Below are 25,450 nucleotides of genomic sequence, written 5' to 3'. Positions count from 1 at the left end.
GTGGTAATCACTCATGTTGCTCTTTCTTAAGAGAATCTATCATATACCCCCATCCAATCAGCCCACATAAAACAAACCCAAATGAATGCAGAAATCCGTAAATCGGAATGAAATCGTGTATGGTTAAAGAAAACATGTTCTTCAATAACGGATAGCAAATGGAAACGACGACAATCGTGTAAAAGGAAATGCAGGAAAGGACTAAAAAGAAGCTCGACTTATTCTGTAAAGAGCCTTTCCTCAAGTAAGCAAGCAGATAAGTCGTGTAAATCGCAATATTACAGGCGAACAAGGTGACGCCCATGTACTCAATCGGCTTTGAGAAAATAATCCCGACAGCGATCAGAATGGGTCCAACGATATCGACGGCAACGACCCAAGGATACCAGCTTTTCTTCGTCATGACCCGTCCCAGTAGACCGATAAAAATCGGAACAATGGCAGATGAGAAATGAAAGTGGAGCGAACTCAAGGCGTGCGTTGCGGGCTTAGCCTGGAAGAGGTCAAATTGATACTGATAGAGAGTGAACCAAATGCCCCCTATAAAAAAGTAAACGAGCCCCGCGCCAATCGCTATTTCCTCTGTTCTTCCCTTGCGATTCGCAATAATGGTCAGGCCATAGATGCAGAGCAGTAATGTAAACAGGAGCCACCCGAGGGAGAGGGTCCCTGGTATTGTCGTGCTTCCTATCCCCCACGTCTTGCTGCCCATTACAGAGGCTAAGGCGAGAAGCGCTGCGGGAAATTGAAGCAGCTTGATAGCAGCATAAATAACCCTTTGATGTTTATTCTTTTCGTCATAGCTCAAAAGTAAAATCACAAGAGGTACAATGACGAAAGCCGCAAACATGAGAAATTTTTCGACAAGGTTAAACTGGAAGTAATCCAGATAAAAGATCAGGATGGTTATGATTCCACCGGGAATCATTGCTACTATCAATGGTATCATCAAATGCCTCCATAAAGCCATTTATGGATGTTCGCTTCACATTTTTTATAGAGAAGTGCTTGTTTTAAGTAGTTTAACACATTGTGTGAGGGCTATTTTTCGATAAATGAAGAACACCCCGGTTCCTTACCTTGGGACCGGGCTTTTTAAGCTGTTTTCCAATGATTAGTAAAACTTATGATGACAATAACGAATCCCAATTGCTCGGGTTCTACTCACTGTGGTAGCTTAAAGTAAATAATCATATAAGATTACTCGGAATTAACTTTTTCTCGTGTGAGGTGTATATCGTTGGTACTTAAGGTGACAGACAGTCCTTTCAGTCAGGAACAAGTAGAGCTCCTAAATCGGTTACTGCCCACGCTTTCGGAGGTGCAAAAGGTTTGGCTGAGCGGGTATCTTGCAGCTCTCCACAAAGTGGAAGCACCGATGGCCGCTGGGTTTCAAGCCGTTTCAGCTGCAAATGGGGCAGTCATTTCCAAAGAGGTGACAGTGCTTTTCGGGTCTCAGTCCGGAAACAGCCAAAAGTTGGCCAAGGTGCTGACCGGAAAGCTTCAGGAGCACGGCTTCCACGTAACTCTTTCCTCCATGAGCGACTTCAAGACGAATGCGTTGAAAAAGGTTGAAAACCTGCTTGTTGTGGTAAGCACACACGGGGATGGTGAACCACCGGACAACGCCATCTCTTTCCATGAATTCCTACACAGCAAGAGAGCTCCGCAATTGGTGGGCCTGCGGTTTTCCGTGCTGGCATTAGGCGACACCTCTTATGAATTATTCTGCCAAACCGGCAAAGAGTTCGATAAGCGGTTAGAAGAGCTAGGCGGCAAGCGTCTTACTCCACGGGTCGATTGCGATGTGGATTACGACGAGCAAGTTTCAGAATGGATGAATCATGTTCTGGCCTCTCTCAGTGAAACTTCGGCAACCCAGGTTGCTGCTGCAAGCGCAATCGTGGGCGGTGCAACGATCGGGACAGGTGCACAGATTGAATTTTCAAGGTCGAATCCGTTTCAGGCTGTGGTCTTGGAGAACTTGAATCTGAACGGACGCGGATCGGATAAGGAAACCCGCCACTTGGAAATCTCCCTTGAGGGTTCCAATCTCGAGTATGAACCAGGTGACTGCTTGGGGATCTATCCCAAAAATCATCCTGACCTTGTCCGTGAGCTGATTGACGCGATGGGTTGGAAGCCGGAAGAGCTCGTTCCCATTCATAAAAACGGGGAAGAGCGCACGTTGGAAGAGGCCTTGTCCAGTCATTTTGAAATCACGGTTCTCACCAAGCCTCTCTTGGAACAAGCAGTCAAGCTATCATCAGGAAACGGGTTGCAGGAACTGCTTGCGGAAGGGCGAGAGCAAGAGCTTCGCGATTATGTTCGAAATCGGGATTTGCTAGACCTGGTGGAGGACTACGATTTGAAGGGAGTGCCTTCTAAAGAATTTGTCTCCATCCTTAGAAAGCTGCCGCCGCGTCTCTATTCGATCTCAAGCAGCTTAAAGTCCTACCCGGATGAAGTTCATCTGACAATTCGCAATGTTCACTATCAGGCTCATGGGCGTGAGCGGTACGGCGTTTGTTCGAGCTATATTGCGGATCGTTTGGAGACGGGTGATACGCTGCCAGTATTTGTGCAACATAACCCCAACTTTAAGCTTCCGGCTAACCCGGACGCCCCGCTGATCATGATTGGTCCCGGCACGGGTGTTGCTCCATTCCGCGCCTTCCTAGGAGAACGGGATGAGCTTGGGGCGAAGGGCAAGACATGGCTTTTCTTTGGCGACCAGCATTTCTCCACAGATTTTCTCTATCAGCTCGAATGGCAGCGTTGGCTCAAAAAGGGCGTACTGACGCGCATGGATGTCGCGTTCTCTCGAGATACAAGCGAAAAAGTGTATGTTCAGCACCGGATGCTTGAGAAGAGCAAGGAGCTTTACCAATGGCTACAGGCTGGGGCGCACGTATACGTATGCGGAGACGAGAAAAAGATGGCGCATGACGTTCACGCAGCGATGGTTACCATTCTCCAACAAGAGGGCGGACTCGATTCAGAGGAAGCTGTTACGTATTTGAAACGGATGCAGCAGGAAAAACGCTATCAGCGAGATGTCTATTGAGTTTCGAGAAAGAAGAGAGGGGAGATAGGAACCATGTCAGAAAATCATTTGCTTTCGCCAAACAGTGCTCCTCATAGCGATGTAGAGGACATTAAACGCAAAAGCGATTACTTGCGGGGAAGTCTGGTGGAAACACTGGAAGACAGGATTTCTGGGTCCATCCCTGAAGATGATAACCGCCTGATGAAATTTCATGGCAGCTACATGCAGGATGACCGGGATCTTCGTAACGAACGGAGCAAACAGAAGCTGGAGCCAGCCTATCAATTCATGGTGCGTGTGCGTGCCGCTGGTGGAGTTGTCACACCAGAGCAATGGCTCATGATGGACGATATCGCCCAGCAGTTCGCGAATGGAACGATTCGCCTGACGACTCGTCAGTCTTTCCAACTGCATGGCGTGATCAAGTGGAATATGAAGCAGGTGATTCAAGAAGTAAATGAGGCGTTATTAAGTACGCTAGCCGCTTGTGGGGACGTCAACCGCAACGTCATGTGCAACCCGAATCCGTACGAGTCAGAAGTTCATCAAGAGGTTTACGAATGGGCCAAAAAAATAAGCAATCATCTTGACCCTCGGACCCGCGCCTATCATGAAATCTGGCTGGATGAAGAAAAGGTTGTCGACAGTCGGGATGGGGTAGAGCAAGAACCGATTTATGGGCCTGTCTATTTGCCTCGTAAATTTAAGATCGGCATCGCCGTACCGCCTGCCAACGATGTTGACGTTTTTTCGCAGGATTTGGGCTTTATCGCCATTCATGAGGAAGGTCGACTGCTGGGCTTCAACGTTGCGGTCGGAGGCGGAATGGGAATGACCCACGGCGATCCCAAAACGTATCCGCAGGTGGCGCGGGTGATCGGCTTCGTAACACCGGAGCAAGTATTGGATGTCGCTGAGAAAACGGTCATGATCCAGAGAGACTATGGAGATCGCGCGGTGCGGAAGCACGCCCGGTTCAAATATACAATCGACGACCGCGGTATCGAATGGTTTATCCATGAACTGGAGCAACGACTGGGCTGGGAGCTGGAGAAGGCACGCTCCTATCACTTCGAGCATAATGGCGATCGCTACGGTTGGGTAAAAGGGAGCGACGATAACTGGCATTTTACCCTTTTCATTCAGAATGGCCGTGTAAAAGACGAGGACAACTACCTCCTGAAGTCCGGCCTGCGGGAGATTGCCAAGGTGCATACAGGGGATTTCCGTCTGACACCGAATCAGAATCTCCTCATTGGAAATGTCACTAGTGAAAAGAAGCCGGAAATTGAACAGATCATTCAAGCATACGGGCTCACCGATGGAACGACCTATTCTGCACTGCGGAGAAACTCCATGGCTTGTGTATCGTTGCCGACTTGCGGGCTCGCGATGGCTGAGGCAGAGCGTTATTTGCCTACACTGCTGGATGAGATCGAGCTGATTTTGGATGAGGCGGGTTTGCGCGATGAGGAGATCGTCATTCGCATGACAGGATGCCCAAATGGATGCGCAAGACCTGCACTCGCAGAAATCTCCTTTATTGGGAAGGCTGTTGGTAAATACAACATGTATTTGGGCGGCGGTTTCTCCGGCAATCGATTGAACAAGCTATATCGTGAAAACATCGGAGAAGCAGAAATACTGAATGAACTGCGGCCTATCTTAAATCGGTATGCGAAGGAACGTGAGGAAGGCGAACACTTCGGAGATTTCGTCATACGGACAGGGTATGTGAAAGAAGTCAGATCGGGACTCGATTTTCATGAGTAGTACGACATAGCAATCAGGGATGCGCCCTTAATTGGTTGAAATAAAAGAAGAGCCCGCGGCGACGTGGGCTCTTTGATGCTTGCATGTATTTTAGGCATCTCGCAGCTGTTGAATCACTTCCGATGCGAACTGATCTGTAAAACGGATGTGACCATTTTCCTGTACGATCCGACCTTCCTTTTTGCGATGGTCCAGCCATTCGCTAATCCATCCTGGGGCATAGCCGCCTTGACCGAATTCCCCGCCAAAGGCAATCATTTTCTCATAGACAGCCAGGTACTGTTCGCGAGTGGTATCGGGATATGACTTCGTATATAGCCAAAACTGCACATCATACATCAGATACGAAAGTTCATCCGCATGAAAAGAAAAAAAGCCTTTTTCCTCTACAACCCGTGTACAAATGCTGCGTATTTTCTGATCAATTTGTTCCACTTCCGATACTCGATTGCACAGCTCCTCAAGCAAGGAAGAGAATTTCCCGTGGGCTACTTTGTAAAGAGCCGCTTCCTTGTCCTCCTCGGAGGTATCGTATTCTTCTTCGCTCACCAAGCCGCTGATAAACTCCTCGAAATTTTCAGCCAGGAACGTAATTTCATAATCGCTTTCCTGATCGACGTGAATGACTTCGGGTTCACCATCTCTCCCGCATGCCCGGTAATCCAGCATGACTAGGTCATGTCCTGCTGAAGGACAGTCACAGATGACGACTCCAATGTCGGGATATCCCCATTCCTCAATCATAAACCGGCTGCCAAGATCCCCGCAGAGCGAATAGCTTTTCTCTCGGCCGATGCCTAGAATGCCTGTAATGGCAATATGATCCTCCGCCCAAGAGGTAGGGTCCTCTGTTGGAAAGCACGTGTTTTTCGGAATGCCGCCATTTTGCTGCTTCATCAGTGCAAGATAGGAGGCAGGGAGCTTGTATCCCAACTCTTCCTCGATCGATGCAATCAGTTTATCCGTGGGTGGCTCGGATAGATAGGCCTTTCTCGCGTACTCGCTATCATCCCAAAAGTCATCAAGCGACATGTTCGAAAAAGGAGCTTCCTCCGATGCTGAACCCTCAACAGCCGCTGCTCTTTTGGCAGCCATCCGAAGCTCTTGTCTTTGCTGCTTTTCCGCTTTTTGCAAGCTCCACTTTAACCATGATTCGGTATTCTGATTACCGGTTTCTAACTTGTCTGAGGTACGGAATGACTGTGTCGCCTCTTCATATCTTTTCAAATGATAGAGGGCAAAACCTACCCGAAAGTGCCAGACTGGATCTTGTTGACCTGCTTCAGCAATATCCTCCAATTGGTTGAGCGCTTCTTCATAAAGCCCCAAGTTGTTATAAGCTCTGCCCAGTCGGCTGATTGTCTCATAGTCTCGTTCCTCCTCGGGAACGCTTAACAGCAAGTCCACAATTCGCTGTTGTTCGTCTTCTTCATGCCAGCGATTCAATTGTTCGATAAGTACCTGATCCATTGCAACCTCCTAAAGGATTCTTTTTCTTAGATGCCAGCCACACGAAGCTACCACCATCTACCAAACGATTATGTATTGATATAAGATTAATTTATTTCGTATCGTTTGTGCACAGCTGATCTTGAAGGGATTAAACATGAAGGGGGCGTACAAGTTGAGTAAGATGGATATCCATGACGTATGGTTCGATTTTGCCTCGGCTTTTGTGCAGAAAAAGAATGCTTCTGGCTGGAACACACTGACCTCGCAGGAACAAGAGATTGCCGCCTTATGGCTGTTGGAAGCCGATGTATATAACGGCGGGTTTTTGCAGTTTTTTTGCAACTGGGGAGAAGAGGCATATATCTATGCGGTACGGGCCTTACAAGCCATCGGGGCAGTCCATGCACTCGAAATCGTCCAGTCCGGATATGCCTGCATCGAGCATTTATCAGAAGACAACCGCCTCACCCAACTCTGGGATATACCACAGTTCCTTACTGAGGAAGAGGCAGAACGGCTGGATAAGCTTGATCAGAGATTCTGGGAAGACCAGGATAACCTTGCAGAAGTTGCACATCGATATTACGTACAGCAGCTAGGAATACCCACCCCATCATAAGGTGACAGGGGTGGATATTGGGTATGATCAAAGATACTCCGAACCTATTCGACAGCACTAACCCCTTCTGATTGGAGTATAAGTAGCAGCTCCCGAATAGCAGGAGCGAGCTTATCATTCCCTTCCATAATCGCGGTGAAAACGGGTATAGCATCTTTTAGCAGCAAATAACTGAAAGAAAAATAGCTGAAGAATGCTTCCTGCTCATAGCCCCGCGGCTCCTCTTCTTCCCACCATAAATCATCGTCTTCCTCGTCCTCTGGCCATAAATACTTTTCGTCCAATAGCTCGTTCATGGTCTCAACCGCATTTTGTGAATCCATTTCGTCCACGTTTATAGCAGAAGCTACAGCCAGATACAACTGAATTTCCTGCGAAGAGACCTGCTCTGGTTTTTGTTTAGTAAGTTCCTGCAGGAGTATCAGCAGCACCCACGGCGTCGTCTGCCACAAGGTGCTTTGGTGCTCGATTAGACTGGCCAATTCCTCATATTGCCCAGTCTCTATAAGCCGCGGAATGTCCGTCCCTCTTCCATAGGCTGTCGTCAAACGCTGCCACGGAATATTGTTTGCCAGGTGGGTCAAAGAGTTCATCTCCATCTCTCCTTAGATATGAGATTTTACCAAGTTTTACCATAAATACAGCAAAATTTATAGGGTAAGCGCCTCACTGGTAACAACAAACCAAATCCTAAACTCCTGCAAGAAGCTAAGATAAGGCCATGGTTTTACGGAATCCTCCCTTTTTTACCAACATTAAATAGTTATTAATCCTCTAATTATAATAGATAATTGAATCAATAAATAATTTCTATGATATAGTTATAGTTGTGAAAGGTAAGATGTTTTCGTAGCGTCTTGCAACGGGGCAAGGAGCTACTACTTCTTTTTTACAAAAACAGTAGATAAGGAAGGGTAATATGAGCTCCATACAGCAAAAAACAGACGTTATTTTGATTGGTGCAGGGGTCATGAGCGCAACTCTGGGAGCATTACTGAAAGAATTGGCACCGGAGTTGGAAATCAAAGTTTTTGAGAAACTCGCAAAAGCAGGCGAAGAAAGCTCTAACGAATGGAATAATGCGGGTACTGGCCACGCGGCACTCTGTGAGCTGAACTATACATCCGAGAAAGCTGACGGATCTATAGATATCAGCAAAGCGATTAAAATCAATGAACATTTTCAGCTGTCCAGACAATTCTGGGCTTACCTTGTAAAAAACGATCTCATCCAAAATCCGCAAGACTTTATCATGCCAATACCTCATATGAGTATGGTACAAGGCGAAAAGAATGTAAGCTTTTTGAAAAAACGTTTTGAAGCGCTGGCAAACAATCCTCTATTTCAAGGGATGGAATACTCCGATGACCCTGAAAAACTGAAGGAATGGATTCCACTCATCATGGAAGGCCGCGCATCGAACGAACCAATAGCTGCAACCAAAATCGACTCTGGTACGGATGTCAATTTTGGTGCTTTGACACGTATGTTGTTTGATTACCTGAAGACGAAAGACGTCGCGATTAACTACAACCATGCTGTTGAGGATATCAAACGTACGAGCGACGGCATGTGGAAATTGAAAGTGTACAATATGGCTACCGGTAACATCGAAGACCATATTGCCAAATTCGTCTTTATCGGCGGTGGCGGCGGAAGCTTGCATCTGCTCCAAAAAACCGGTATTCCAGAGTCCAAACATATCGGTGGTTTCCCGGTAAGCGGATTGTTCATGGTTTGTAAAAATCAGGAAGTGGTAGAGCAGCACCATGCAAAAGTGTACGGTAAAGCAAAGGTCGGCGCTCCTCCAATGTCGGTACCGCATCTGGATACCAGATATATCGACAACAAAAAATCCTTGCTGTTTGGACCTTTCGCGGGATTCTCGCCAAAGTTCTTAAAAACAGGTTCCAATATGGATTTGATCACTTCCGTAAAACCGAACAACGTCATCACGATGTTGGCGGCAGGCGTAAAAGAAATGGCATTGACCAAATACCTGATCGAGCAAGTTATGTTATCGCATGAAAAGCGCATGGAAGAACTACGGGAGTTCATTCCGAACGCGAAAAGCGAGGATTGGGATATCGTGGTAGCGGGCCAACGCGTGCAAGTTATCAAGGATACACCAGCAGGAAGAGGTACCCTTCAATTTGGTACAGAAGTGGTTAGTGCCGCTGATGGCTCCGTAGCTGCATTGCTCGGCGCATCTCCGGGTGCTTCTACAGCTGTTCAGGTTATGCTTGAGGTATTAGAAAAATGCTTCCCACAACGCATGGCAGAGTGGGAACCGAAAATCAAAGAAATGATTCCTTCTTATGGCGTGTCACTCTTGCAAAACGAAGAGCTTCTTCAAGAGATTCAACGTTCGACAGACGAGGTGCTTGGTCTCGCCGAAAAGGAACTGGCTTATAGTTAATTAGTTAATGGCAATCTTACAGTGAACCTTCGATCCGTTTTTGGATTGGAGGTTTTTTTTCATAGGGGGCTAAAGGACAAAATTCAAAAGGAAAGTAGAGTGAAGAGTGAAAAGCTTGAAAGGATAAAAGGAAATAAATATACTATACTGTGCTATAATATACTGAAAATGATTATCATTAGCAAAAATAGGATAGGAACGGGAGACACTTATTTATGAAAAAGAATAGCACTTATTTGTTCGCAGCACTTTCTTTCATTCTGGCAAGCTGCTTGTTCCTCACTGGCTGCGGTGCTGGCCAGGAACAAACGTCTACTGCCGGTGACAAGCAATCATCCGCACAGCGGGTCATTGAACACTATTCCGGCAAAACGACCATAAAAGGGGAGCCGAAGAAAATCGCAGTGCTTGATTATCGGCTGGCTGATTCTCTCTACGCTCTTGGCATAAAGCCCTATGCCATGACATCCTATCAGGGAGAAACGAACCTGGAATACATGGAGGGAAATCCATTTGAAGGCGTGAAAAATCTGGGGGATGACCCGAATCTGGAAGCGATTCTGGAGGCAGAACCTGACTTAATCATAGGCAGGGAAGTCCATGCTAAAATTTATGATGACGCATCGAAAATAGCTCCCACGATCATTTTACCAGACCAGGATGATTGGCGACTTGCTTTCCGTGAATTAGCGAGCATGCTTGGCAAGGAAAAAGAAGCTGACACATGGTTGGCGGGCTACGATCAAAAAGCCGAGGAAGCCAAGAAAAAGCTGGCAAAAAAGGTTGGCAAAGACGAAACGGTGCTCTACATGCGGGTCATGGCAAAAGAATATCGGATTCACGGCCCGAATCAACTGTTTGGCGCGACGATTACCCACGATTTGGGATTGAAGCCGCTCCCGCAAGTTGAATCTATCAAAAAATTTGAAGCTATTTCAATGGAAAAATTGCCGGAGTTGAATCCAGATCATATTTTCATTCAGGTCGGAAATCCAGCCAAGGGTCCAGACAAAGAATCCGAAAAGAGATTCGAAGAGTTGACCAACAGTGCTTTATGGCAGCAGTTAAAAGCAGTCAAAAACAATCAGGTATATGTCGTTCCTCACTGGATCATCAGTGATTTCCCCCACATCAAGGAGAAATCGATAGAGCTCGTCCTTGAAAAAATGAAAGCAGAGTAAGTCATGGACGCGCTGATTCGGCAAGCTAATTTCATGCATAGATTCATAGGGAAGCCACTCCGATGATTTGGGGTGGCTTTGTCTATTGTCCGAAGGAGTGAACAATCCCTGACTGATTATGACTATTAATGATTGTTTTTGATTGGATTTGGATGTATAATCAAAATCAATCCTGGTGCAACTAGGAGAAGGGAGGATACAATGCTAACCCCTGAACGTCATCAACTAATAGTAGCTTTAGTGAAAGAAAAAGATATTGTGCGCATTCATGAGCTTGTGGAAGCGACTGGGGCATCGGAATCGACGATCCGGCGAGATTTAAGCGAATTGGAAGAACAGCGCTTGCTGAAGCGCGTGCACGGCGGGGCGTCTGTGCTCCAGAGCAAAATCGAAGAGCCGACGATTCTGGAAAAATCGGTCAAACATGAGCGGGAGAAACTGGCGATCGCCAAATATGCCGCCAGTTTGATAAAGCCACACGACTCGATATTCATCGATGCGGGCACCACGACGTATCAGATGCTGCCCTATTTACCTTACGACAACATCATGGTCGTTACCAACGGGGTGGACATTGCCCTTCAGCTTATCAAGCGAAACATCAGGACGATCCTGCTGGGCGGAGAATTGAAAGCGGCTACACTGTCGATGGTAGGGCGTGATGCGATCACTGCCCTCAGTCAATACCGATTCGACAAATGCTTTCTCGGGACCAACGGCATTGACCAGCATCACGGTCTGACCACACCTGACCCGGATGAGGCGTACGTGAAGCAGCTGGCCTTGCAGTTTTCCGACGAGCGATTTGTCTTGACCGACTCTGACAAGTTTTCCAGGGTCACCTTTGCCAAAGTGGGAGATCTGGAAGGCATCACGGTAATCACAGATGACGGTTTGAGCCAAGAGGAACAACAAGTTTACGGCAGATTATCAACTCTTAAAGTGGTGAAAGTATGATTTACACAGTAACCCTGAACCCATCGATTGACTACCACCTGTGGATTACTGCTTTGTCGCAAGGAACCATTCACGAGGCGCAAAAAGAGTGGAAGGTCGCAGGCGGAAAAGGCATAAATGTATCAAAGGTTCTCCGCATACTCGGGGAAAACAGCACGGCGCTGGGGTTTGTCGGTGGGTTTACGGGAGCGTTTATTCAACAGCAGATCGAGCAAGCCGGCATCTCTCATGACTTGATCCAAATCGGACAGGATTCCAGAATCAATTTAAAAATAAAGGCGCAGACCGAAACGGATATCAGCGGAGTCTCACCGGACATCCCGGAAGAAGCGCTCCAAAGGCTGATGCAGCAGATCGACAGCTTGCAGAGCGGCGATTATCTGGTACTCGCGGGAAGCGTGCCGAAAAGCTTGCCGTCTGATATGTACCAGACGATCATGAAGCGGCTGTGTGGCAAGGGCGTCCGTATCTTCCTCGACGCAAAAGGGAAAGCGCTTGAAACCGGTTTGTCGGAAGAGCCGTTTCTCATCAAGCCCAATCATCATGAGCTGGGGGAACTGTTTGGGGTGACGATTGACACTCCAGCAGAGGCGATTGATTTGGCACGTAAGTCTTTGCAAATGGGCGCACAGAACGTCATCGTATCGATGGCGGGGCAGGGTGCAGTATTTGTCAATCAGCATTCCGCCTATGTCGCCCAGATTCCGCAGCGCAAACCAGTCAATTCGATCGGTGCCGGAGACTCAATGGTTGCCGGTTTCCTTTATGGCTATAGGCAGGGTATGGATACCGAAGCGGCGTTTCGCTTTGCCGTCGCCGCGGGGAGTACGACTGCCCTGTCGGAAGGCTTCTGCACACATGAAAAGATACAAGCATTTCTTCCGGAAATCACAATAACCGCCATTTGATAAAGGGGGTTCAACGATGAATAACGAGATTCGCATTGCCGATTTGTTAAAAGCTGACACGATTCTTTTCCCTCTGTCTGCTTCCTCCAAGGAAGCGGTATTAGATGAGTTGATTGAAAAATTGGACGATGCTGGACGGCTCAACAGCAAGGAAGAGATGAAGCAGGCCATTCTCGCGCGCGAGTCACAAGGCTCGACCGGAATTGGAGAAGGAATCGCCATCCCGCATGCCAAGACAGCAGCGGTCAAAACGCCAAGCATTGCGTTCGGTTTTTCCAAAGAGGGCGTTGATTTTGACTCGTTGGACAACCAAAAAGCGCATCTGTTCTTCATGATTGCGGCTACTGAGGACGCCAATCAGGCCCATTTGGAAACGCTGGCGTTGCTTTCCCAAATGCTCATGGACGAAGCATTTCGCCAAGAGCTGATGAGCGCAGAAACGAAGGAACAGGTGCTGGAGATTATCACGCGCAAAGAAAAAGAAATCCAGGGCGAAAATGAAAGCATTGTAGAGAGCAAGGAGCTAGAACGATCGACAAAAGTAGTCGCGGTAACCGCTTGCCCGACCGGGATCGCCCATACGTACATGGCCGCCGATGCGCTGAAGAAAAAAGCAGCAGAGCTAGGGATTGCCATCAAGGTAGAGACAAACGGTTCCGGCGGTGTGAAAAACAAGCTTTCTTCGCAGGATATTGAGGAAGCGGCAGCGGTGATTGTAGCTGCTGACAAGCAAGTGGAGATGGATCGCTTTGCTGGCAAGATCGTCATTGAAGTGCCGGTAGCCGAAGGGATTCGCAATACCGAAGAACTGCTTCAGCGCGCAGTAGAGCAAAAGGGGAGCATCTACCGCGGAGGCGGGACCAGCTATCAGGACCATGTCCAAGAAGCAAAGGCGGAGAAAAAAGCGAAGCAGCCCGCTTTTTACAAGCACCTGATGAACGGTGTGTCCAACATGCTCCCGTTTGTCGTGGGCGGCGGGATTATCATTGCGCTGAGCTTTATGTTTGGGATCAAGGCAGTTGATCCAAACGATCCGTCCTTCCATCCGCTGGCTAAAGTCCTGATGGATATCGGTGGAGGAACTGCGTTCCAGCTGATGATCCCGGTATTGGCCGGGTTTATCGCCAAGAGCATCGCTGACCGCCCAGGTTTTGCTCCCGGTATGGTGGGAGGCTTGCTGGCGGCTACTTCCGGCTCGGGTTTCCTCGGAGGAATCATCGCAGGGTTCCTGGCTGGATATATTGTGGTCGGATTGAAAAAAGTGTTGGCTGGACTGCCAGAATCGTTAGAAGGCATCAAGCCGATGCTGTTATATCCGCTGCTTGGGATTTTGCTTACAGGCTTTGTCATGGTGTACGTAGTATCTGAACCGATCGCTGCCGCCAATACGGCGCTGGGTGACTGGCTGAAAAACATGGGCACTGGTAACGCCGTCATCCTTGGTGTGATTTTGGGTGCAATGATGGCCTTTGACATGGGTGGTCCTGTAAACAAAGCAGCATTTACGTTTGGGATTGCGATGATTGCTGAAGGAAACTATACCCCTCACGCAGCCATTATGGCGGCAGGGATGACTCCGCCGCTCGGAATCGCTTTGGCGACTACGCTGTTCAAGAAGAAATTTACCACGGAAGAGCGGCAGGCGGGTAAAACCGCTTACGTCCTGGGGGCATCCTTCATTACGGAGGGGGCGATCCCGTTTGCGGCGGCTGATCCGACACGCGTGATTCCTTCGCTCGTAGTTGGCTCTGCCGTAGCTGGCGGGTTGTCGATGCTGTTTGGGTGCACATTGCCTGCCCCTCATGGCGGAATATTCGTTTTGCCGGTAATCGGCAACTGGCCGCTTTACCTTGTTTCCATTCTTGCCGGAACAATGGTTACGGCACTCATGCTAAAAGTTTTGAAAAAAGATGCGGTAGAGTAAAAAAGGAGCTGGAACCAGATGTTGACCAAGACTTTCACCATTCAAAATCCGACTGGACTGCACGCCCGTCCGGCAACGTTATTCGTACAAAAGGCTACTTCGTTTCCTTGTGAGGTAAATGTGATCAAGGGCACGAAAAAGATCAATGGCAAAAGCATCATGGGCTTGATGACACTGGGTGCGAAGATGGGGGAGCAAATCACCCTTGAAATCAATGGAGAACAGGCAGAGCAAGCAATGGAGGAGCTTGGCAAATTGCTCGAGTCGGTTCACGGGTAACATGACAGGAAGCCCCCTCTGGACACCAGGGGGTGCGGCTTCGATAAGGAGCGATTGTAATGCTGCAAAAAGGGATCGCGGCAGCTCCCGGAATCGTGATTGGACGAGCTGTTGTGCAAAAGGAAGAGATGGTTCGGTATGAACGACGCATCCTTGACCAAGATGAGGTGGCCGCAGAGCTTGCGCGATTTCGGGAAAGTGTGAGAGCGGCAGATCTAGAGCTCGAACAGGTCAAGAAGAAGGTCCGCCACGAGATGGGCGAAGAAGAAGCGAGAATCTTTGAAGCCCACCAGCTTTTTTTGCAGGACCCGGAGTTTGTTGGTGCCATTGAGGAGAAGCTGGAATGCGAAAGAGTGAATGCGGAAGCAGCTCTGGAGGAGGTTCGTGACAGCTTTGTCGCCATTTTTGAAAGCATGGACGACGAGTACATGCGGGAGCGGGCGGCGGATTTGCGCGATGTCAGCCAGCGTCTGGTGAAGAATCTGCTCGGCATACACGATCAGTTGCAAGCGGATTTCGCAGAGCCGGTGGTGCTGGTTGTACACGATCTGACGCCATCGGATACGGCACAGTTGGACAGGGAAAAGGTAAAAGGATTTGCAACAAATATAGGCGGCCGCACGTCTCACTCCGCCATCATGGCACGCACCATGGAAATCCCGGCGGTGGTAGGTATGTCGGACATTACAGAGCAGATGCAAACCGGGGATCTGGTCATTGTCGACGGCCTTGAGGGCGAGGTACACATTCGACCGGACGAAGCTGTCGTCGCAGCCTATGAAGCCAAACAGCAGGCCTACTGGAAGCAAAAAGAGGACTGGGCTCGTCTGGTTCATGAAGAAAGTGTTACCGCAGATGGGCACCGCGTGGAATTGGCAGCCAACATCGGGAATCCGCAGGACGCCGTGCAGGCCGTTGAAAACGGCGCCGAGGGGATCGGACTGTTTCGTACCGAATTTCTCTATATGGGGCGGGAGCAATTCCCCACGGAAGAAGAGCAGTTTGCGGCTTACAAAGCGGTTGCAGAGACCATGGGCAAGGATCGACCAGTTGTCATTCGAACATTGGACATCGGCGGGGACAAGGAGCTTTCCTACCTCGATCTGCCGAAAGAATTGAATCCGTTTCTAGGCTATCGAGCCATCCGGCTGTGCCTGGACCGCGTGGAACTGTTTAAGACGCAGTTACGCGCTTTGCTCCGGGCAAGTATATACGGCAATATCAAGATCATGTATCCAATGATCGCCACTATAGCCGAGCTGCGTCGAGCGAACCAGATCCTGGACGAAGTGAAGGCGGAGCTGCGCAACCAAAGCATTTTGTTTAATGATTATTTGGAAGTAGGAATCATGATCGAGGTGCCAGCTGCCGCGATGATCGCAGACCAGCTCGCCAAGGAAGCCGATTTCTTCAGCATCGGGACCAATGATTTGATTCAGTATGTGATGGCAGCGGACAGAATGAACGAGCAGGTCGCCTACTTGTACGATCCGTACCATCCCGCCATTTTACGGCTGGTGAATCAGGTAATCAAGGCGGCCCATCAGGAAGGCAAATGGGTCGGCATGTGCGGAGAAATGGCCGGGGAGGAATTGGCGATCCCGATTCTGCTCGGGTTGGGACTGGATGAATTCAGCATGAGTGCCACTTCCGTTCTCCGGGCCCGCCATTTGCTGAGAAAGCTGGATTACAAGTCGCTACAGGAAACAGCACAACACGTCCTCACCCTGGAGAGCGGCGAAGAGATCAGAGCCTTTATCAAAGAGGAAATTTTGAATAAGCTGTAATGGCCGGTATAGTTGGCAAAATGATAAGGCTCCGCCATGCTGTGTGGCGGAGCCTTCATTCATCTAAACGTCATACCAAACTACTCTACTACCGCCTCCAACGCCACTTCCACCTTCACAGTCCGCGTAACCGACTCATCTTCCTTAGAAGTAATCGTCACGTAAAGCGTAACGGTCTCTTCCCCTTCGGCAGGCAGCTCCTTCAAAATCCCCTCATCGTCGATAAACGCCTCATCAGAGCTCTTTGTCACCTGATAAGTCACTTCATCGCTCTCTTCCGGCAGGGCAAGCACTGGTTGATCCAGCTCTGTGGTGTTCGCAATCTCAAACTCGAATTGCTCCTCGGCTTCTTCAACTACCTTGGACAAGACGGCGTTTTTATCAGATGCCTTAATCATGAAGGATTTCCAAGCCTCGTATTCTTTTACAATCTGCTCACCCTTCGGCTTGTTTTGGTCTACACTTCGACCGACGAGTTTCAGCTTGTATTTGCCTGGATCGAGCTTCTTCGCTACTTGGCTACCATCGTAGTAGGTACCATCGAGATTAGAGAAGGTGATAGGACCCGGTGCAATCAGCGCGTAATTATTGAACACGGATGCGAGCGTACCGACGTATTTATCGTCCATGTCCCATGCCTCAACAGAGATCTGGTTCACGTCTTTGGCTTGCAGCTCGGCTTCGAGTGTGAACGAATCCTCATTGCCATCGCCATCAGGCGTGATTGTCGTATCGGACAGCTTCAGGTTGTCGAAACCGAAGTTGGTATCCTCACGCTTGTCTCCCACGTGTACAGCAAACGGCAGGCGCAGGTCAGGGTTGCCTTTCGCTTTCAGCAGGACTTCCCCTTCATACACGCCGTCTTTTGCATCGGAGTCAACGGATAGGTTGAGTTCAAATGTGGTCGCATCGCCTTTTTTAGCGGAGATGGAATCCTCGGAGATTTCCACATCGATGTCATCAACATCTGGCGATTTGGAGCCTGGCTTGTACGGATCTGTCGTGACGGACGGATGCATGATCACTTCTGCTTCGTAAGAAACTTCTTTCTTGGAGAGATTTTTCAGCTGGAGTGTTTTCGTGACGGTATTGCTGCCAGCCTTCAGTAAGCCAAAGGAAACGTTATCCGCATAGTACGGAATGGTCTTCGGCTCAAAATCTTCGCCCAAAATGGTGAGCTGCTCGACTGTAGTCAGAACAGCAGGTGTTTTCGATGCGGCGTGGCCGTTCACGCGGCCTGCACCTTGGGAGTACACATCGTACAGTGTGCCGTCGGGGCTATACAGCGGTTTTGAGGTGTTCGCGAGCGCTGCCTTGATATCGGCAGGTGTCCAGTCAGGATGTGCCTGTTTCAACAGCAGGGCAAGACCGGAAACGTGCGGAGCCGCCATGCTTGTACCATTTAGACGGGCGTATGCCTTGTCGTACTTGGCGTCAGGGATCAGCTTGCTCCAAGATGGATAGCTGGACAGAACGGCTACACCTGGCGCAGCCAGATTCGGCTTGATGCTGTAATCGTCGCCCATGATTGGACCGCGTGAGCTAAATCCGGCGATGCGGTCGCCCGGATCATTTGTGCTTGGGTAGTTTCCTGAGAACGTAAACGTCAGTGTTTTTGCCTTTTCAGGGTCAGCCAGCAGCTCTTTTGCCAGTGTCCGGCCTTCGAGACCCTTCATGTCAAAGGTTGGAATCGCTTCGATCTGGTCACCCAGGATCGTGTTGACATAGCCCTCGCGATCACGGATATCCAGGTCGGCTTGGCCATCTCCGTCCGCGTCGTTACCGTTAAAGACCACGATAGCGACAGCACCAGCTTTTCGGGCGTTATCGATTTTTTCCGTGAAGCCGAGAGTACCACGAGAAACGAGAGCGACTTTGCCTTTTACATTTGCCTTTTCAAAATCGCTGCGAGAGCCAAGGTTGGCATAGACGACTGGCAGCGGTTTGGTTCCGATGATGGAGGCGAAGTTATCCTTTCTGACCTGCCATGCCATCACAGGGAATTCGTAATTGGCTCCGAAAGACGAGGTTGCTGAGCCGTCATATTGTACGGTAGGGGAGTCTACCGCTGCAACTGTGATCGGCAGCCTCGCTCCAGAAGGTGATCCCGCCGTGTAGTAATGTCTGCCGCGTTCATCGTCGGCTGAATTCCCACCTGATACGACCGTGATCACACCAGACAGTACCGCGTTATTCACAGCGATAGCATCTGGGGAGTCAGAGTTCTTCTCCATAGCGGCGCCAAGCGACAGGTTAATGACGTCCATGCCGTCTTTCACCGCTTTTTCGATACCGTCGATGACCTGAGCGGAGCTACCGCCACCTCGGCCCAATACGCGGTAGACGTAGAGGTCTGCACCGTAGGCAACCCCTTTTACCTGTACATCTGAGGTCCTGTTTTTGGCGCGTCCTACGATGGTGCCGGAGACGTGAGTTCCATGGCTGGAGCCTTCATATCCTTTTCCATCGCGGTCATCTTCCACAGGGATTGGTGCTTCTTCATAAGGGTCTTTGTCATTGTCAAAGGAGTCATATCCGCCTTTATAAGCATCCTTGAGATCAGGGTGCTTGTAATCGACACCCGTATCGATGACGCCGACCTTCAATCCTTTCCCTGTCAGACCTTCCTTCCACATATCGAGAACACCGATTTGTTGGAGAGGGGCCTGATCCCATTTGGTGGACGATGTTTTCTCGCTGACAGCATCAATCTCGGGGAGCTCATAATACGTATTTTGATAAATGCGTTTCACCTGTGGCAGTTCAGCCAGTTCTTCCAACTCGTCGGCTGACACCGTTACTTCCATCCCGTTGAATACATGCTCAAACTTGCGCTTTACCTTCAGTTTGACCTTGTTGTCTTTTGCTTCATCGAGGAAAGATTCTTGCTCCTCCTCTACTTTTGCTCGCAACGATCTAACGGAAGATTCTGAACCTTCTTCGTGTTTAGCTACGATCGAAGGCTCGCTGTTCAGCTCAATAATGACACTCACATTTTTGCTGGAACTGGTGTTCAACAGAGGGGAGATTTTTGAGATTTCGGAGCCAAGCTCTACTTCTGCGTTGGTATATTCGTTTACTTTTTCCCAATCCTGTTCGCTAAACTCCGCCGCTGCCAGTGCATTGTAGGGTAGGCCACTCAGCATGAGTGATGCTGCAAGCGTAAGAGAAGCGAGAGTACGCATCTTCTTCATCAGTCCACTCTCCTTAAAAATTATGTATAAGACGATTTGCTAAAGTATTTCTCTTCTCGTAAAATTACTCCTTTTATTGGGAAAAAACTTTTTATCGAGCAGATTCGTCAAAAATAGACATAATTGACTGTATTTTCAATCGAATAAAGGGGGATGAGGTAATAATTTGTTGTTTTTTGCCAATTAATTTTTTATATTTTTCATAAGACATAGTCTAGGAGAGGGTAATCGATGATCACGTTGAAAGATATTGGGAGGTTCGAAGAGCTGCCAGAAATCGCGATGCATATTTATCAAGGAAATGTTCCGGCTTTGCAAGATGCTATTGCGGCCGGCTGGGATATAGAAGAGGGCATCGTGCTTAGCAAATATACGACGATAAGCCCGTTGGATCTGGCGATTTTATCAGAGAAGCTAGAAGTTGTTAAGCTGCTGGTAGAGCATGGCGTTAATCTGAATGTCAAAAATAATCCAGCTTTTTTGATGGCAGTACGTTATTGCAAGGAAGAGCTCGTTCGTTATGTTGTTGCGCAAGGCGCCAAGCTGGACATGCTCAATCAGGTGCGCTCAGGTGCTTATTCGGAGGCTTACTATGGCAACAAAGAGAACATCCCGCTCATTCAAGAGCTGGGACTGGATATAAGACTGCATGGCGGCGATGTATTGCGTAAAGCCGTGTCGGATCATGACCTTGCGACCGCCGACTATTTGCTCGACCATGGGGTAGACATCAATTATAACAAACCGAATATGGTGTATCCGTATCAAGCGACCCCATTAACAGTTGCCACGCGCTTGGGGAATGCCGCCATGGTAAAGTATTTGGTTGAACGCGGTGCGGACGTTATGGTAGCGGAAAGGGGTGGCGAGCGCCCTTATACCATCGCGGTCAGCAATAAAGATACTGAGTTGGCTGCGTATTTGAAATCGCTGGAACCTGCCGAGCTGCATGATGTGGAGAACAGGAAGTACGAGCTGCAAAAATATAAACTGACTGAAGAACTGATTGGCTTCCTTACCGGAGAAGAGCTGCGTCTTGAGCTGGTTGAAAATGAATATGACATCAGGTACATCGACTTTTTCACATTGACCGATACGATTGAGATGAAGGTCGGTCGGCAAAAGCTGCTGCGTTTGTCTGCCGAAATCGACAACTACTCCCATCTGCACCTTGTGTGGAATCCGAAGAAAAAAGGGTGCATAGGCTGCTATGATGAGGAGCATCAGGAGTATGCGGATTTGTGCAGCTTTACGGAATTTCTCACGCAGCCGGAAGTGTATCTGATCAAGTTTATGGAAGGCGAATTAGACTCGATGTAAAGGGAAAGATCACACGGGCCCTCGATGATTCGGGGGCTTGACAGTAAAAATTATCCAATGGTAAGATCGTGAGCAAGAAACGAAAGGAGGAGGATTCAAACATGTTCGCATACGTACCCAAGCATGAAACAAAACAATGTAGCGATAGAATCCAATTCCATAGGTATGCCTTTTACGCAATTGCGCTGTTTAAGGGTGAGCCAACTCCGTCTCCCATAGACTGCGGATAACGCCCCTACGATAACCCAATAGTTCCAAGCGTAAAGGCTGCGATTCGATGCTGCATTTTTTCATCTAGGAATGAAGAAATGAGTATGAAGGCGGCTTTTTCTATTGGAAAATAAAGAACATATGTTCCTAAAAAGCAAATGAAGGTGGTTTTACATTGAGCAACACTTCGATTAAATATTTTATCAATCCAGAAGTAAAAGTGGAAAACAATGCGGTAGAGGAGCTTCATCGGCTTTTAGAGGTGAATGAAACCATTGCAACGCTGCAAAAGCATTCACCCGATTATTTTGACGATCCCAATGCCGGGGTTTTGGAGGTAGCCATTACGCCCGATTTTCACAAAGGGAGCGGCATTCCGGTAGGCACAACGCTGTTTACACGTGGGTTTGTACTGCCGCAAGCGATTGGCAACGATATTAACTGCGGGATGCGTCTGTATGTCACGGATTTGCACGAGGAACAGATTCGCACAAATCTGGATGCCATTGAACGGAACGTGCGCCATGTCTTTTTCGAAGGGGGCCGCAATATTCCCATGACGCGGCATATGCGCGAGAAAATGTTCAAGGAAGGCCTGATCGGCATACTGGACAGCCACAAGGAAGCGAATGGAGAGGGAATTTGGCGCTATTACAACGAGAAGCAGCAGGAGTTCGATCTGAACCATGTTAATAAAATGGGGTCTTTTATCGCGGAATCGACGATTGGACTCGATGATTTTCTCGGTCCTGCCGAGCTTTCTCGGGATGCACAAATCGGCTCGCTTGGCGGTGGGAATCATTTTTTTGAGATTCAGGTGGTCAAAAAAGTGCATCAGGGCTCTATCGCCAGCCAGTGGGGGTTGAAGGAAGGGCAAGTCGTCCTCATGATTCATACCGGCTCCGTTTCTATTGGATATCACAGCGGGGCATGGATCAAAGAGATGCTAAAAAAGATGTACCCGACTTCCTTGAAGCATCCGGATAACGGGATGTATCCACTGCCTCTTTCGGAGCGTTCCCTGCCGCAGTGGAAAATGTTTTGGAGTCTCCTGCACAATGCGGCGAACTTTGCATTTGCCAATCGATTGATGCTGGGGCTGATGATGTACAAATCGATTTCCGATGTGCTGGGCGATTTTGAACACAGGCTGCTGTACGATGCGCCTCATAATTATTTGTGGGAAGAGCAGCTGGGGCAGGTGGGCGGATTTTTGCATCGGAAAGGGTCGTGTACGGCGAAGTCGGCCGAGCAAATGATGGGCACGCCGTTTCAGTATACCGGTGAACCTGTGTTTATTCCCGGTTCCATGGGCTCGCACAGCTTTATTTTGGCGGGGCTCGGCAATCGGGATAGCTTGTATAGCGCAAGTCATGGCGCTGGTCGTGCACTCTCTCGCGGCGATGCTGTGAAAGTGGACGATGACAGATTTCGCGAGTTTCTTGCCAACTTCCGCGTGATCAATCCGATTGACCCGAAGCGTGCGGACCTGCGTGGACGGAGCGATATTTTGAAGAAATGGGAAGAAGAGCTGAAAAAAGAGGCGCCTTATGCCTATAAAGATATTACTCCGGTGATTCAATCGCATGTGGATCATGGGATGGCTGAGATTGTAGCCGAAGTGGCGCCGATTGCTACGGTGAAAGGGTAAGGAAATAGTAGCAGGGACTCCCCTTTTCACTATGTCCTGTTTCTCACTTCTTAGGCAGTGCAGTAATTTACACTCATGACTGATGAAGCAAGTGCTGCTTGTTTCATGTAAGATCCTATCATGTGTATATTGAGAAATAGCGTTTGCTTTTTTATTGAAGTGTAATTGAATGAACTGTGGAAATTGTACAAAGAGAGTAAGTTTGTTTTATTATGGTTTTTATTTCCATTTATTTGAAACTTTTTCCGTTTTATTGCGTCATAACAAATAAGTAAATACCTAATTGGTTACAAAAACTTACATGGTTACAACATGTCTTTATCAGGAGGGAAAATGATGAAAAAACTTTTGATATTCTGTGCTAATGGGGTCATAGCTATATGGTTCTTTTTACTTTGGTGCAAAATGATGCTTCTTTCCAGTGATATGCCTATAAACATTACTTATGATGAGATGAAAAGTGTAGTTCTTACCATTCTCGTCTCTACAACCATTACTATCTTTTACGTTAAAATAATTCCTGGCAACAAGTTATATTATTTGCTTTTCTTTCCTACACTTCTTTGGGGCTTTTCTATGACTCAATCATTAATCTACAACTATCACGTATACGATACCATTATTGCGATTACCGGATTTATTTGTATTGCATTAATTTTTTTGGTTTTATTTTTTGATGCTAAACGTACATCAATATCATCTAAAATACTTTCCTAATACGAAGAACGTTCACTTCCCAATAGAAGTGAACGTTCTTCTGATTTGTTTACATTCCCGGAAATGGGATTGTCACCATGGAACCCAGGGTATCAAAAAGTTTAGCTAAGTAATCCCAAAGTATACGGTTGCCGTCTTCGCTTCCTTCATTATCCTCCCCACAATCAATTACTTTTGTTCGACGAACAATGTCATCAAGTTCTCGAGTGACCCACTTAGGAGGATCGAACTCTGCCTTAACAAATTTGGCAACTTCACCTGGATATACGTGACCTAAAATTTCAATTGCGAGAGATTTCGTAGAAATATCAAGATTTACACCATACACATCGTAGTAAATATCTTTAATTTCTCTTGCGATTTTTTTCCCTGTCATAACCTCATTATCTAGTACAGTTCGAAGATAAGAGTCATTGTCAATATGAACGCTTCCTGGCTTCATTGTGAAGGTAATGTTTGTTCCTGGTACATAGTGAGTTTTTCGTGCCATTATACATTCTCCTTTTAGTTTAATAGATAAGCAACAGTGTTTGACCGGTCATTGTCGCTTTCATCTATCTAGGAAAAAAACAGCGGTAAAACGGAACAGTTTACAAAAAAATATTTAAAGATTTTCATCCCCTGAGTTTCTCAATAAACTGCATCGTAATCTCTTGGATCCCCTCTTCCTTTGAAAGTTTAAGAAAGCTTGCTAAGTTGTTAATTTCAGGTTCCATTTCTTCCAAGACCTTGAGTAACGCTTCGTTATCTCCACTTTTTGCTTGCTCGACCATTAAACTAAATGCGTGGTTAGATATTTGTGCAGCTTCTTTAGGCTCCGACTTTTGCATTGATTCACGCCTCTTTCTCCCATGTTTAATTCTTTTCCGACTTCTTTTGCTGTGAGACCGTCCAAGATAACCTTTCGGATGACATGCCTTTCCTTTGCACTAGGCAATTGTCCTAACAACTCTTCAATATAAAGATTGTCGCTGTGTTCGACCTTCCATTGTTGCTTGCCAAAATCGTCTAGGATTGGACATTCATTACGTAACCTCTTTCTTTCTCTATAGTTCAGGTTCCAAGCAATACGTCGTAAAATTTTTCTACATTCCTCTTTTGTCAAATGCTCACCGACCTTCCAATAGACTTAATGTTAAAAAAACAAGATCATACGTTCTGTTTTATTAACAAAAAAAATAAACGCACCAGATTCAAACTGGCACGTCTCAATTACTGAAATGATGACTCTTGCTGCACACTAAATTGTGAGAGGTTCTGTTATTACTTTTAATACTGAGAAATTTCGTATTTCATAGGTTTTCCTCCTTCTATAGATGTGTGTTTAACCAGCGAGAGACTCATGGAAATTACTGTAGTTAGCATGTTTTACTTCGAAGGACTGCAATACCCTTGCTGGCTGCTGGCGTACCCACTTCTGCTGTTGCCCGAGTGGATTAGTTCATGTTGTTGTTGTCTATTACTATTTTACCAAATCGTTGAATTTTACTAATTTAAATTCCTTTAATGTAAAGTTTTGTAATCAAATGTAATCAGGAGGTGATCTATAAACTAGAAAAAGGTCGCGGAATTTTTGGGGAAAATAAAAAAGAGACCGTTCAAAATGATACGGTCTCTCCTTGTACTTCACTCACGAAGGCATGCGTATTCTCTTCTGTGTCTTTGAAGAAGGTCATCCATGTTTCTGTTTGCCCCATCTTGGCTACGAGATGTGGCTCGTCGATAAACATAACGTCCCTTTTTTTAAAATCTTCAAAAGCGGTTTGAATGTCATCCACTTGAAAGTAAAGGACGGAGCTGGCGTGTGCAAATTGTTCTTTTTCCGGTAGGCTCAGCATGAGACGAAGTCCGTTACATTCAAAGAACGCCATATTGCCTGTCTGAAACAAAAGTGGGAGCCCGAGCTGCTCTTTGTAAAAATGGACGGCTTTTTCCAGGTTTTTGACAGGGATGCCGATTTGCCCTACTTTTTGAATCAGGTTCGTTTTCATGATAAATCCCCCTTTTGTT

At 47.5% G+C, this 25,450-nt stretch carries 21 protein-coding genes; 13 read left to right on the top strand and 8 right to left on the bottom strand.

Annotation, left to right across the window (positions count from 1 at the left end):
• Nucleotides 1–7: 7 nt before the first annotated feature.
• A complete protein-coding gene (locus tag ACKKE8_RS31250) occupies nucleotides 8–949 on the bottom strand; it encodes a YndJ family transporter (protein ID WP_409176420.1) in 942 nt (313 codons plus the stop codon).
• A 291-nt stretch (nucleotides 950–1,240) separates the two neighbouring features.
• On the opposite strand from ACKKE8_RS31250, the gene ACKKE8_RS31245 reads away from it, so the two are divergent.
• Together ACKKE8_RS31245 and cysI are read left to right on the top strand one after the other, a co-directional pair.
• Nucleotides 1,241–3,067 carry an assimilatory sulfite reductase (NADPH) flavoprotein subunit gene (locus tag ACKKE8_RS31245; protein ID WP_409176419.1) on the top strand — a complete coding sequence of 609 codons (1,827 nt, stop codon included), beginning with the start codon at nucleotides 1,241–1,243 and terminating at the stop codon, nucleotides 3,065–3,067.
• Between the two features lie 33 nt (nucleotides 3,068–3,100).
• Nucleotides 3,101–4,822 (top strand): assimilatory sulfite reductase (NADPH) hemoprotein subunit, encoded by a 1,722-nt coding sequence (cysI, locus tag ACKKE8_RS31240; protein WP_409176418.1) that lies wholly within the window; start codon nucleotides 3,101–3,103, stop codon nucleotides 4,820–4,822.
• Nucleotides 4,823–4,912: 90 nt separating this feature from the next.
• On the opposite strand, the gene ACKKE8_RS31235 is transcribed toward cysI, so the two are convergent.
• A complete protein-coding gene (locus ACKKE8_RS31235) occupies nucleotides 4,913–6,292 on the bottom strand; it encodes an SMI1/KNR4 family protein (protein WP_409176417.1) in 1,380 nt (459 codons plus the stop codon).
• Between the two features lie 154 nt (nucleotides 6,293–6,446).
• On the opposite strand from ACKKE8_RS31235, the gene ACKKE8_RS31230 reads away from it, so the two are divergent.
• Entirely contained in the window at nucleotides 6,447–6,893 is a 447-nt protein-coding gene (locus tag ACKKE8_RS31230; RefSeq protein WP_409176416.1) for a DUF4375 domain-containing protein, read from the top strand.
• A 44-nt stretch (nucleotides 6,894–6,937) separates the two neighbouring features.
• On the opposite strand, the gene ACKKE8_RS31225 is transcribed toward ACKKE8_RS31230, so the two are convergent.
• Entirely contained in the window at nucleotides 6,938–7,486 is a 549-nt protein-coding gene (locus ACKKE8_RS31225) for a hypothetical protein (protein WP_409176415.1), read from the bottom strand.
• Between the two features lie 326 nt (nucleotides 7,487–7,812).
• On the opposite strand from ACKKE8_RS31225, the gene ACKKE8_RS31220 reads away from it, so the two are divergent.
• The 7 genes from ACKKE8_RS31220 to ptsP all read left to right on the top strand — a co-directional run bounded on the left by ACKKE8_RS31220 (nucleotide 7,813) and on the right by ptsP (nucleotide 16,348).
• Nucleotides 7,813–9,312 (top strand): malate:quinone oxidoreductase, encoded by a 1,500-nt coding sequence (locus ACKKE8_RS31220; RefSeq protein ID WP_409176414.1) that lies wholly within the window; start codon nucleotides 7,813–7,815, stop codon nucleotides 9,310–9,312.
• 215 nt (nucleotides 9,313–9,527) lie between these two features.
• Nucleotides 9,528–10,493 carry an ABC transporter substrate-binding protein gene (locus tag ACKKE8_RS31215; RefSeq protein ID WP_409176413.1) on the top strand — a complete coding sequence of 322 codons (966 nt, stop codon included), beginning with the start codon at nucleotides 9,528–9,530 and terminating at the stop codon, nucleotides 10,491–10,493.
• A gap of 201 nt (nucleotides 10,494–10,694) precedes the next feature.
• On the top strand, nucleotides 10,695–11,450 hold the full coding sequence (locus ACKKE8_RS31210; protein ID WP_409176412.1) for a DeoR/GlpR family DNA-binding transcription regulator: 756 nt from the start codon (nucleotides 10,695–10,697) through the stop codon (nucleotides 11,448–11,450).
• A complete protein-coding gene (gene pfkB / locus ACKKE8_RS31205) occupies nucleotides 11,447–12,358 on the top strand; it encodes a 1-phosphofructokinase (protein WP_409176411.1) in 912 nt (303 codons plus the stop codon). The genes ACKKE8_RS31210 and pfkB overlap by 4 nt, the downstream gene beginning before the upstream one ends.
• A gap of 16 nt (nucleotides 12,359–12,374) precedes the next feature.
• Nucleotides 12,375–14,282, top strand: a complete 1,908-nt coding sequence (locus ACKKE8_RS31200; protein ID WP_409176410.1) for a fructose-specific PTS transporter subunit EIIC — start codon at nucleotides 12,375–12,377, stop codon at nucleotides 14,280–14,282.
• Nucleotides 14,283–14,300: 18 nt separating this feature from the next.
• Nucleotides 14,301–14,561 carry an HPr family phosphocarrier protein gene (locus ACKKE8_RS31195; protein WP_409176409.1) on the top strand — a complete coding sequence of 87 codons (261 nt, stop codon included), beginning with the start codon at nucleotides 14,301–14,303 and terminating at the stop codon, nucleotides 14,559–14,561.
• Between the two features lie 59 nt (nucleotides 14,562–14,620).
• Nucleotides 14,621–16,348, top strand: coding sequence for a phosphoenolpyruvate--protein phosphotransferase (ptsP, locus tag ACKKE8_RS31190; RefSeq protein WP_409176408.1), 1,728 nt, complete (start codon nucleotides 14,621–14,623; stop codon nucleotides 16,346–16,348).
• An 80-nt stretch (nucleotides 16,349–16,428) separates the two neighbouring features.
• On the opposite strand, the gene ACKKE8_RS31185 is transcribed toward ptsP, so the two are convergent.
• Entirely contained in the window at nucleotides 16,429–19,542 is a 3,114-nt protein-coding gene (locus ACKKE8_RS31185) for a S8 family serine peptidase (protein ID WP_409176407.1), read from the bottom strand.
• Nucleotides 19,543–19,773: 231 nt separating this feature from the next.
• Between ACKKE8_RS31185 and ACKKE8_RS31180 the strand changes: the two genes are divergently transcribed.
• The 3 genes from ACKKE8_RS31180 to ACKKE8_RS31170 all read left to right on the top strand — a co-directional run bounded on the left by ACKKE8_RS31180 (nucleotide 19,774) and on the right by ACKKE8_RS31170 (nucleotide 23,440).
• Nucleotides 19,774–20,862: an ankyrin repeat domain-containing protein gene (locus ACKKE8_RS31180; protein ID WP_409176406.1), complete on the top strand. Its 1,089-nt coding sequence runs from the start codon at nucleotides 19,774–19,776 to the stop codon at nucleotides 20,860–20,862.
• Nucleotides 20,863–21,247: 385 nt separating this feature from the next.
• A complete protein-coding gene (locus ACKKE8_RS31175; protein WP_409176405.1) occupies nucleotides 21,248–22,723 on the top strand; it encodes an RtcB family protein in 1,476 nt (491 codons plus the stop codon).
• A 336-nt stretch (nucleotides 22,724–23,059) separates the two neighbouring features.
• Nucleotides 23,060–23,440, top strand: coding sequence for a hypothetical protein (locus ACKKE8_RS31170; protein WP_409176404.1), 381 nt, complete (start codon nucleotides 23,060–23,062; stop codon nucleotides 23,438–23,440).
• 49 nt (nucleotides 23,441–23,489) lie between these two features.
• Here ACKKE8_RS31170 and ACKKE8_RS31165 read toward each other — a convergent pair whose 3' ends face one another.
• From ACKKE8_RS31165 to ACKKE8_RS31150, 4 genes are all read right to left on the bottom strand, one after another.
• On the bottom strand, nucleotides 23,490–23,930 hold the full coding sequence (locus tag ACKKE8_RS31165) for a hypothetical protein (protein WP_409176403.1): 441 nt from the start codon (nucleotides 23,928–23,930) through the stop codon (nucleotides 23,490–23,492).
• Nucleotides 23,931–24,054: 124 nt separating this feature from the next.
• A complete protein-coding gene (locus tag ACKKE8_RS31160) occupies nucleotides 24,055–24,270 on the bottom strand; it encodes a hypothetical protein (protein ID WP_409179237.1) in 216 nt (71 codons plus the stop codon).
• Nucleotides 24,213–24,335: a hypothetical protein gene (locus tag ACKKE8_RS31155; protein WP_409179233.1), complete on the bottom strand. Its 123-nt coding sequence runs from the start codon at nucleotides 24,333–24,335 to the stop codon at nucleotides 24,213–24,215. The genes ACKKE8_RS31160 and ACKKE8_RS31155 overlap by 58 nt, the downstream gene beginning before the upstream one ends.
• A gap of 703 nt (nucleotides 24,336–25,038) precedes the next feature.
• Nucleotides 25,039–25,431 carry a VOC family protein gene (locus tag ACKKE8_RS31150; protein ID WP_409176402.1) on the bottom strand — a complete coding sequence of 131 codons (393 nt, stop codon included), beginning with the start codon at nucleotides 25,429–25,431 and terminating at the stop codon, nucleotides 25,039–25,041.
• Between the last annotated feature and the right edge of the window lie 19 nt (nucleotides 25,432–25,450).

Source organism: Brevibacillus fortis (assembly GCF_046196545.1).
Taxonomy (GTDB): domain Bacteria; phylum Bacillota; class Bacilli; order Brevibacillales; family Brevibacillaceae; genus Brevibacillus; species Brevibacillus fortis_A.
Note: the sequence above shows the minus strand (reverse complement) of the source record. Positions and strands in the feature narration are given on the sequence as shown.

Coding starts and splice junctions, on each gene's coding strand:
- ACKKE8_RS31235 (WP_409176417.1), bottom strand. CDS start 6,292: ATGGATCAGGTACTTATCGAACAATTGAATCGCTGGCATGAAGAAGAC.
- ACKKE8_RS31185 (WP_409176407.1), bottom strand. CDS start 19,542: ATGAAGAAGATGCGTACTCTCGCTTCTCTTACGCTTGCAGCATCACTC.
- ACKKE8_RS31195 (WP_409176409.1), top strand. CDS start 14,301: ATGTTGACCAAGACTTTCACCATTCAAAATCCGACTGGACTGCACGCC.
- ACKKE8_RS31220 (WP_409176414.1), top strand. CDS start 7,813: ATGAGCTCCATACAGCAAAAAACAGACGTTATTTTGATTGGTGCAGGG.
- ACKKE8_RS31250 (WP_409176420.1), bottom strand. CDS start 949: ATGATACCATTGATAGTAGCAATGATTCCCGGTGGAATCATAACCATC.
- ACKKE8_RS31150 (WP_409176402.1), bottom strand. CDS start 25,431: ATGAAAACGAACCTGATTCAAAAAGTAGGGCAAATCGGCATCCCTGTC.
- ACKKE8_RS31170 (WP_409176404.1), top strand. CDS start 23,060: ATGAAAAAACTTTTGATATTCTGTGCTAATGGGGTCATAGCTATATGG.
- ACKKE8_RS31165 (WP_409176403.1), bottom strand. CDS start 23,930: ATGGCACGAAAAACTCACTATGTACCAGGAACAAACATTACCTTCACA.
- ACKKE8_RS31180 (WP_409176406.1), top strand. CDS start 19,774: ATGATCACGTTGAAAGATATTGGGAGGTTCGAAGAGCTGCCAGAAATC.
- ACKKE8_RS31200 (WP_409176410.1), top strand. CDS start 12,375: ATGAATAACGAGATTCGCATTGCCGATTTGTTAAAAGCTGACACGATT.
- ACKKE8_RS31225 (WP_409176415.1), bottom strand. CDS start 7,486: ATGAACTCTTTGACCCACCTGGCAAACAATATTCCGTGGCAGCGTTTG.
- ACKKE8_RS31210 (WP_409176412.1), top strand. CDS start 10,695: ATGCTAACCCCTGAACGTCATCAACTAATAGTAGCTTTAGTGAAAGAA.
- pfkB (WP_409176411.1), top strand. CDS start 11,447: ATGATTTACACAGTAACCCTGAACCCATCGATTGACTACCACCTGTGG.
- cysI (WP_409176418.1), top strand. CDS start 3,101: ATGTCAGAAAATCATTTGCTTTCGCCAAACAGTGCTCCTCATAGCGAT.
- ACKKE8_RS31215 (WP_409176413.1), top strand. CDS start 9,528: ATGAAAAAGAATAGCACTTATTTGTTCGCAGCACTTTCTTTCATTCTG.
- ptsP (WP_409176408.1), top strand. CDS start 14,621: ATGCTGCAAAAAGGGATCGCGGCAGCTCCCGGAATCGTGATTGGACGA.
- ACKKE8_RS31160 (WP_409179237.1), bottom strand. CDS start 24,270: ATGCAAAAGTCGGAGCCTAAAGAAGCTGCACAAATATCTAACCACGCA.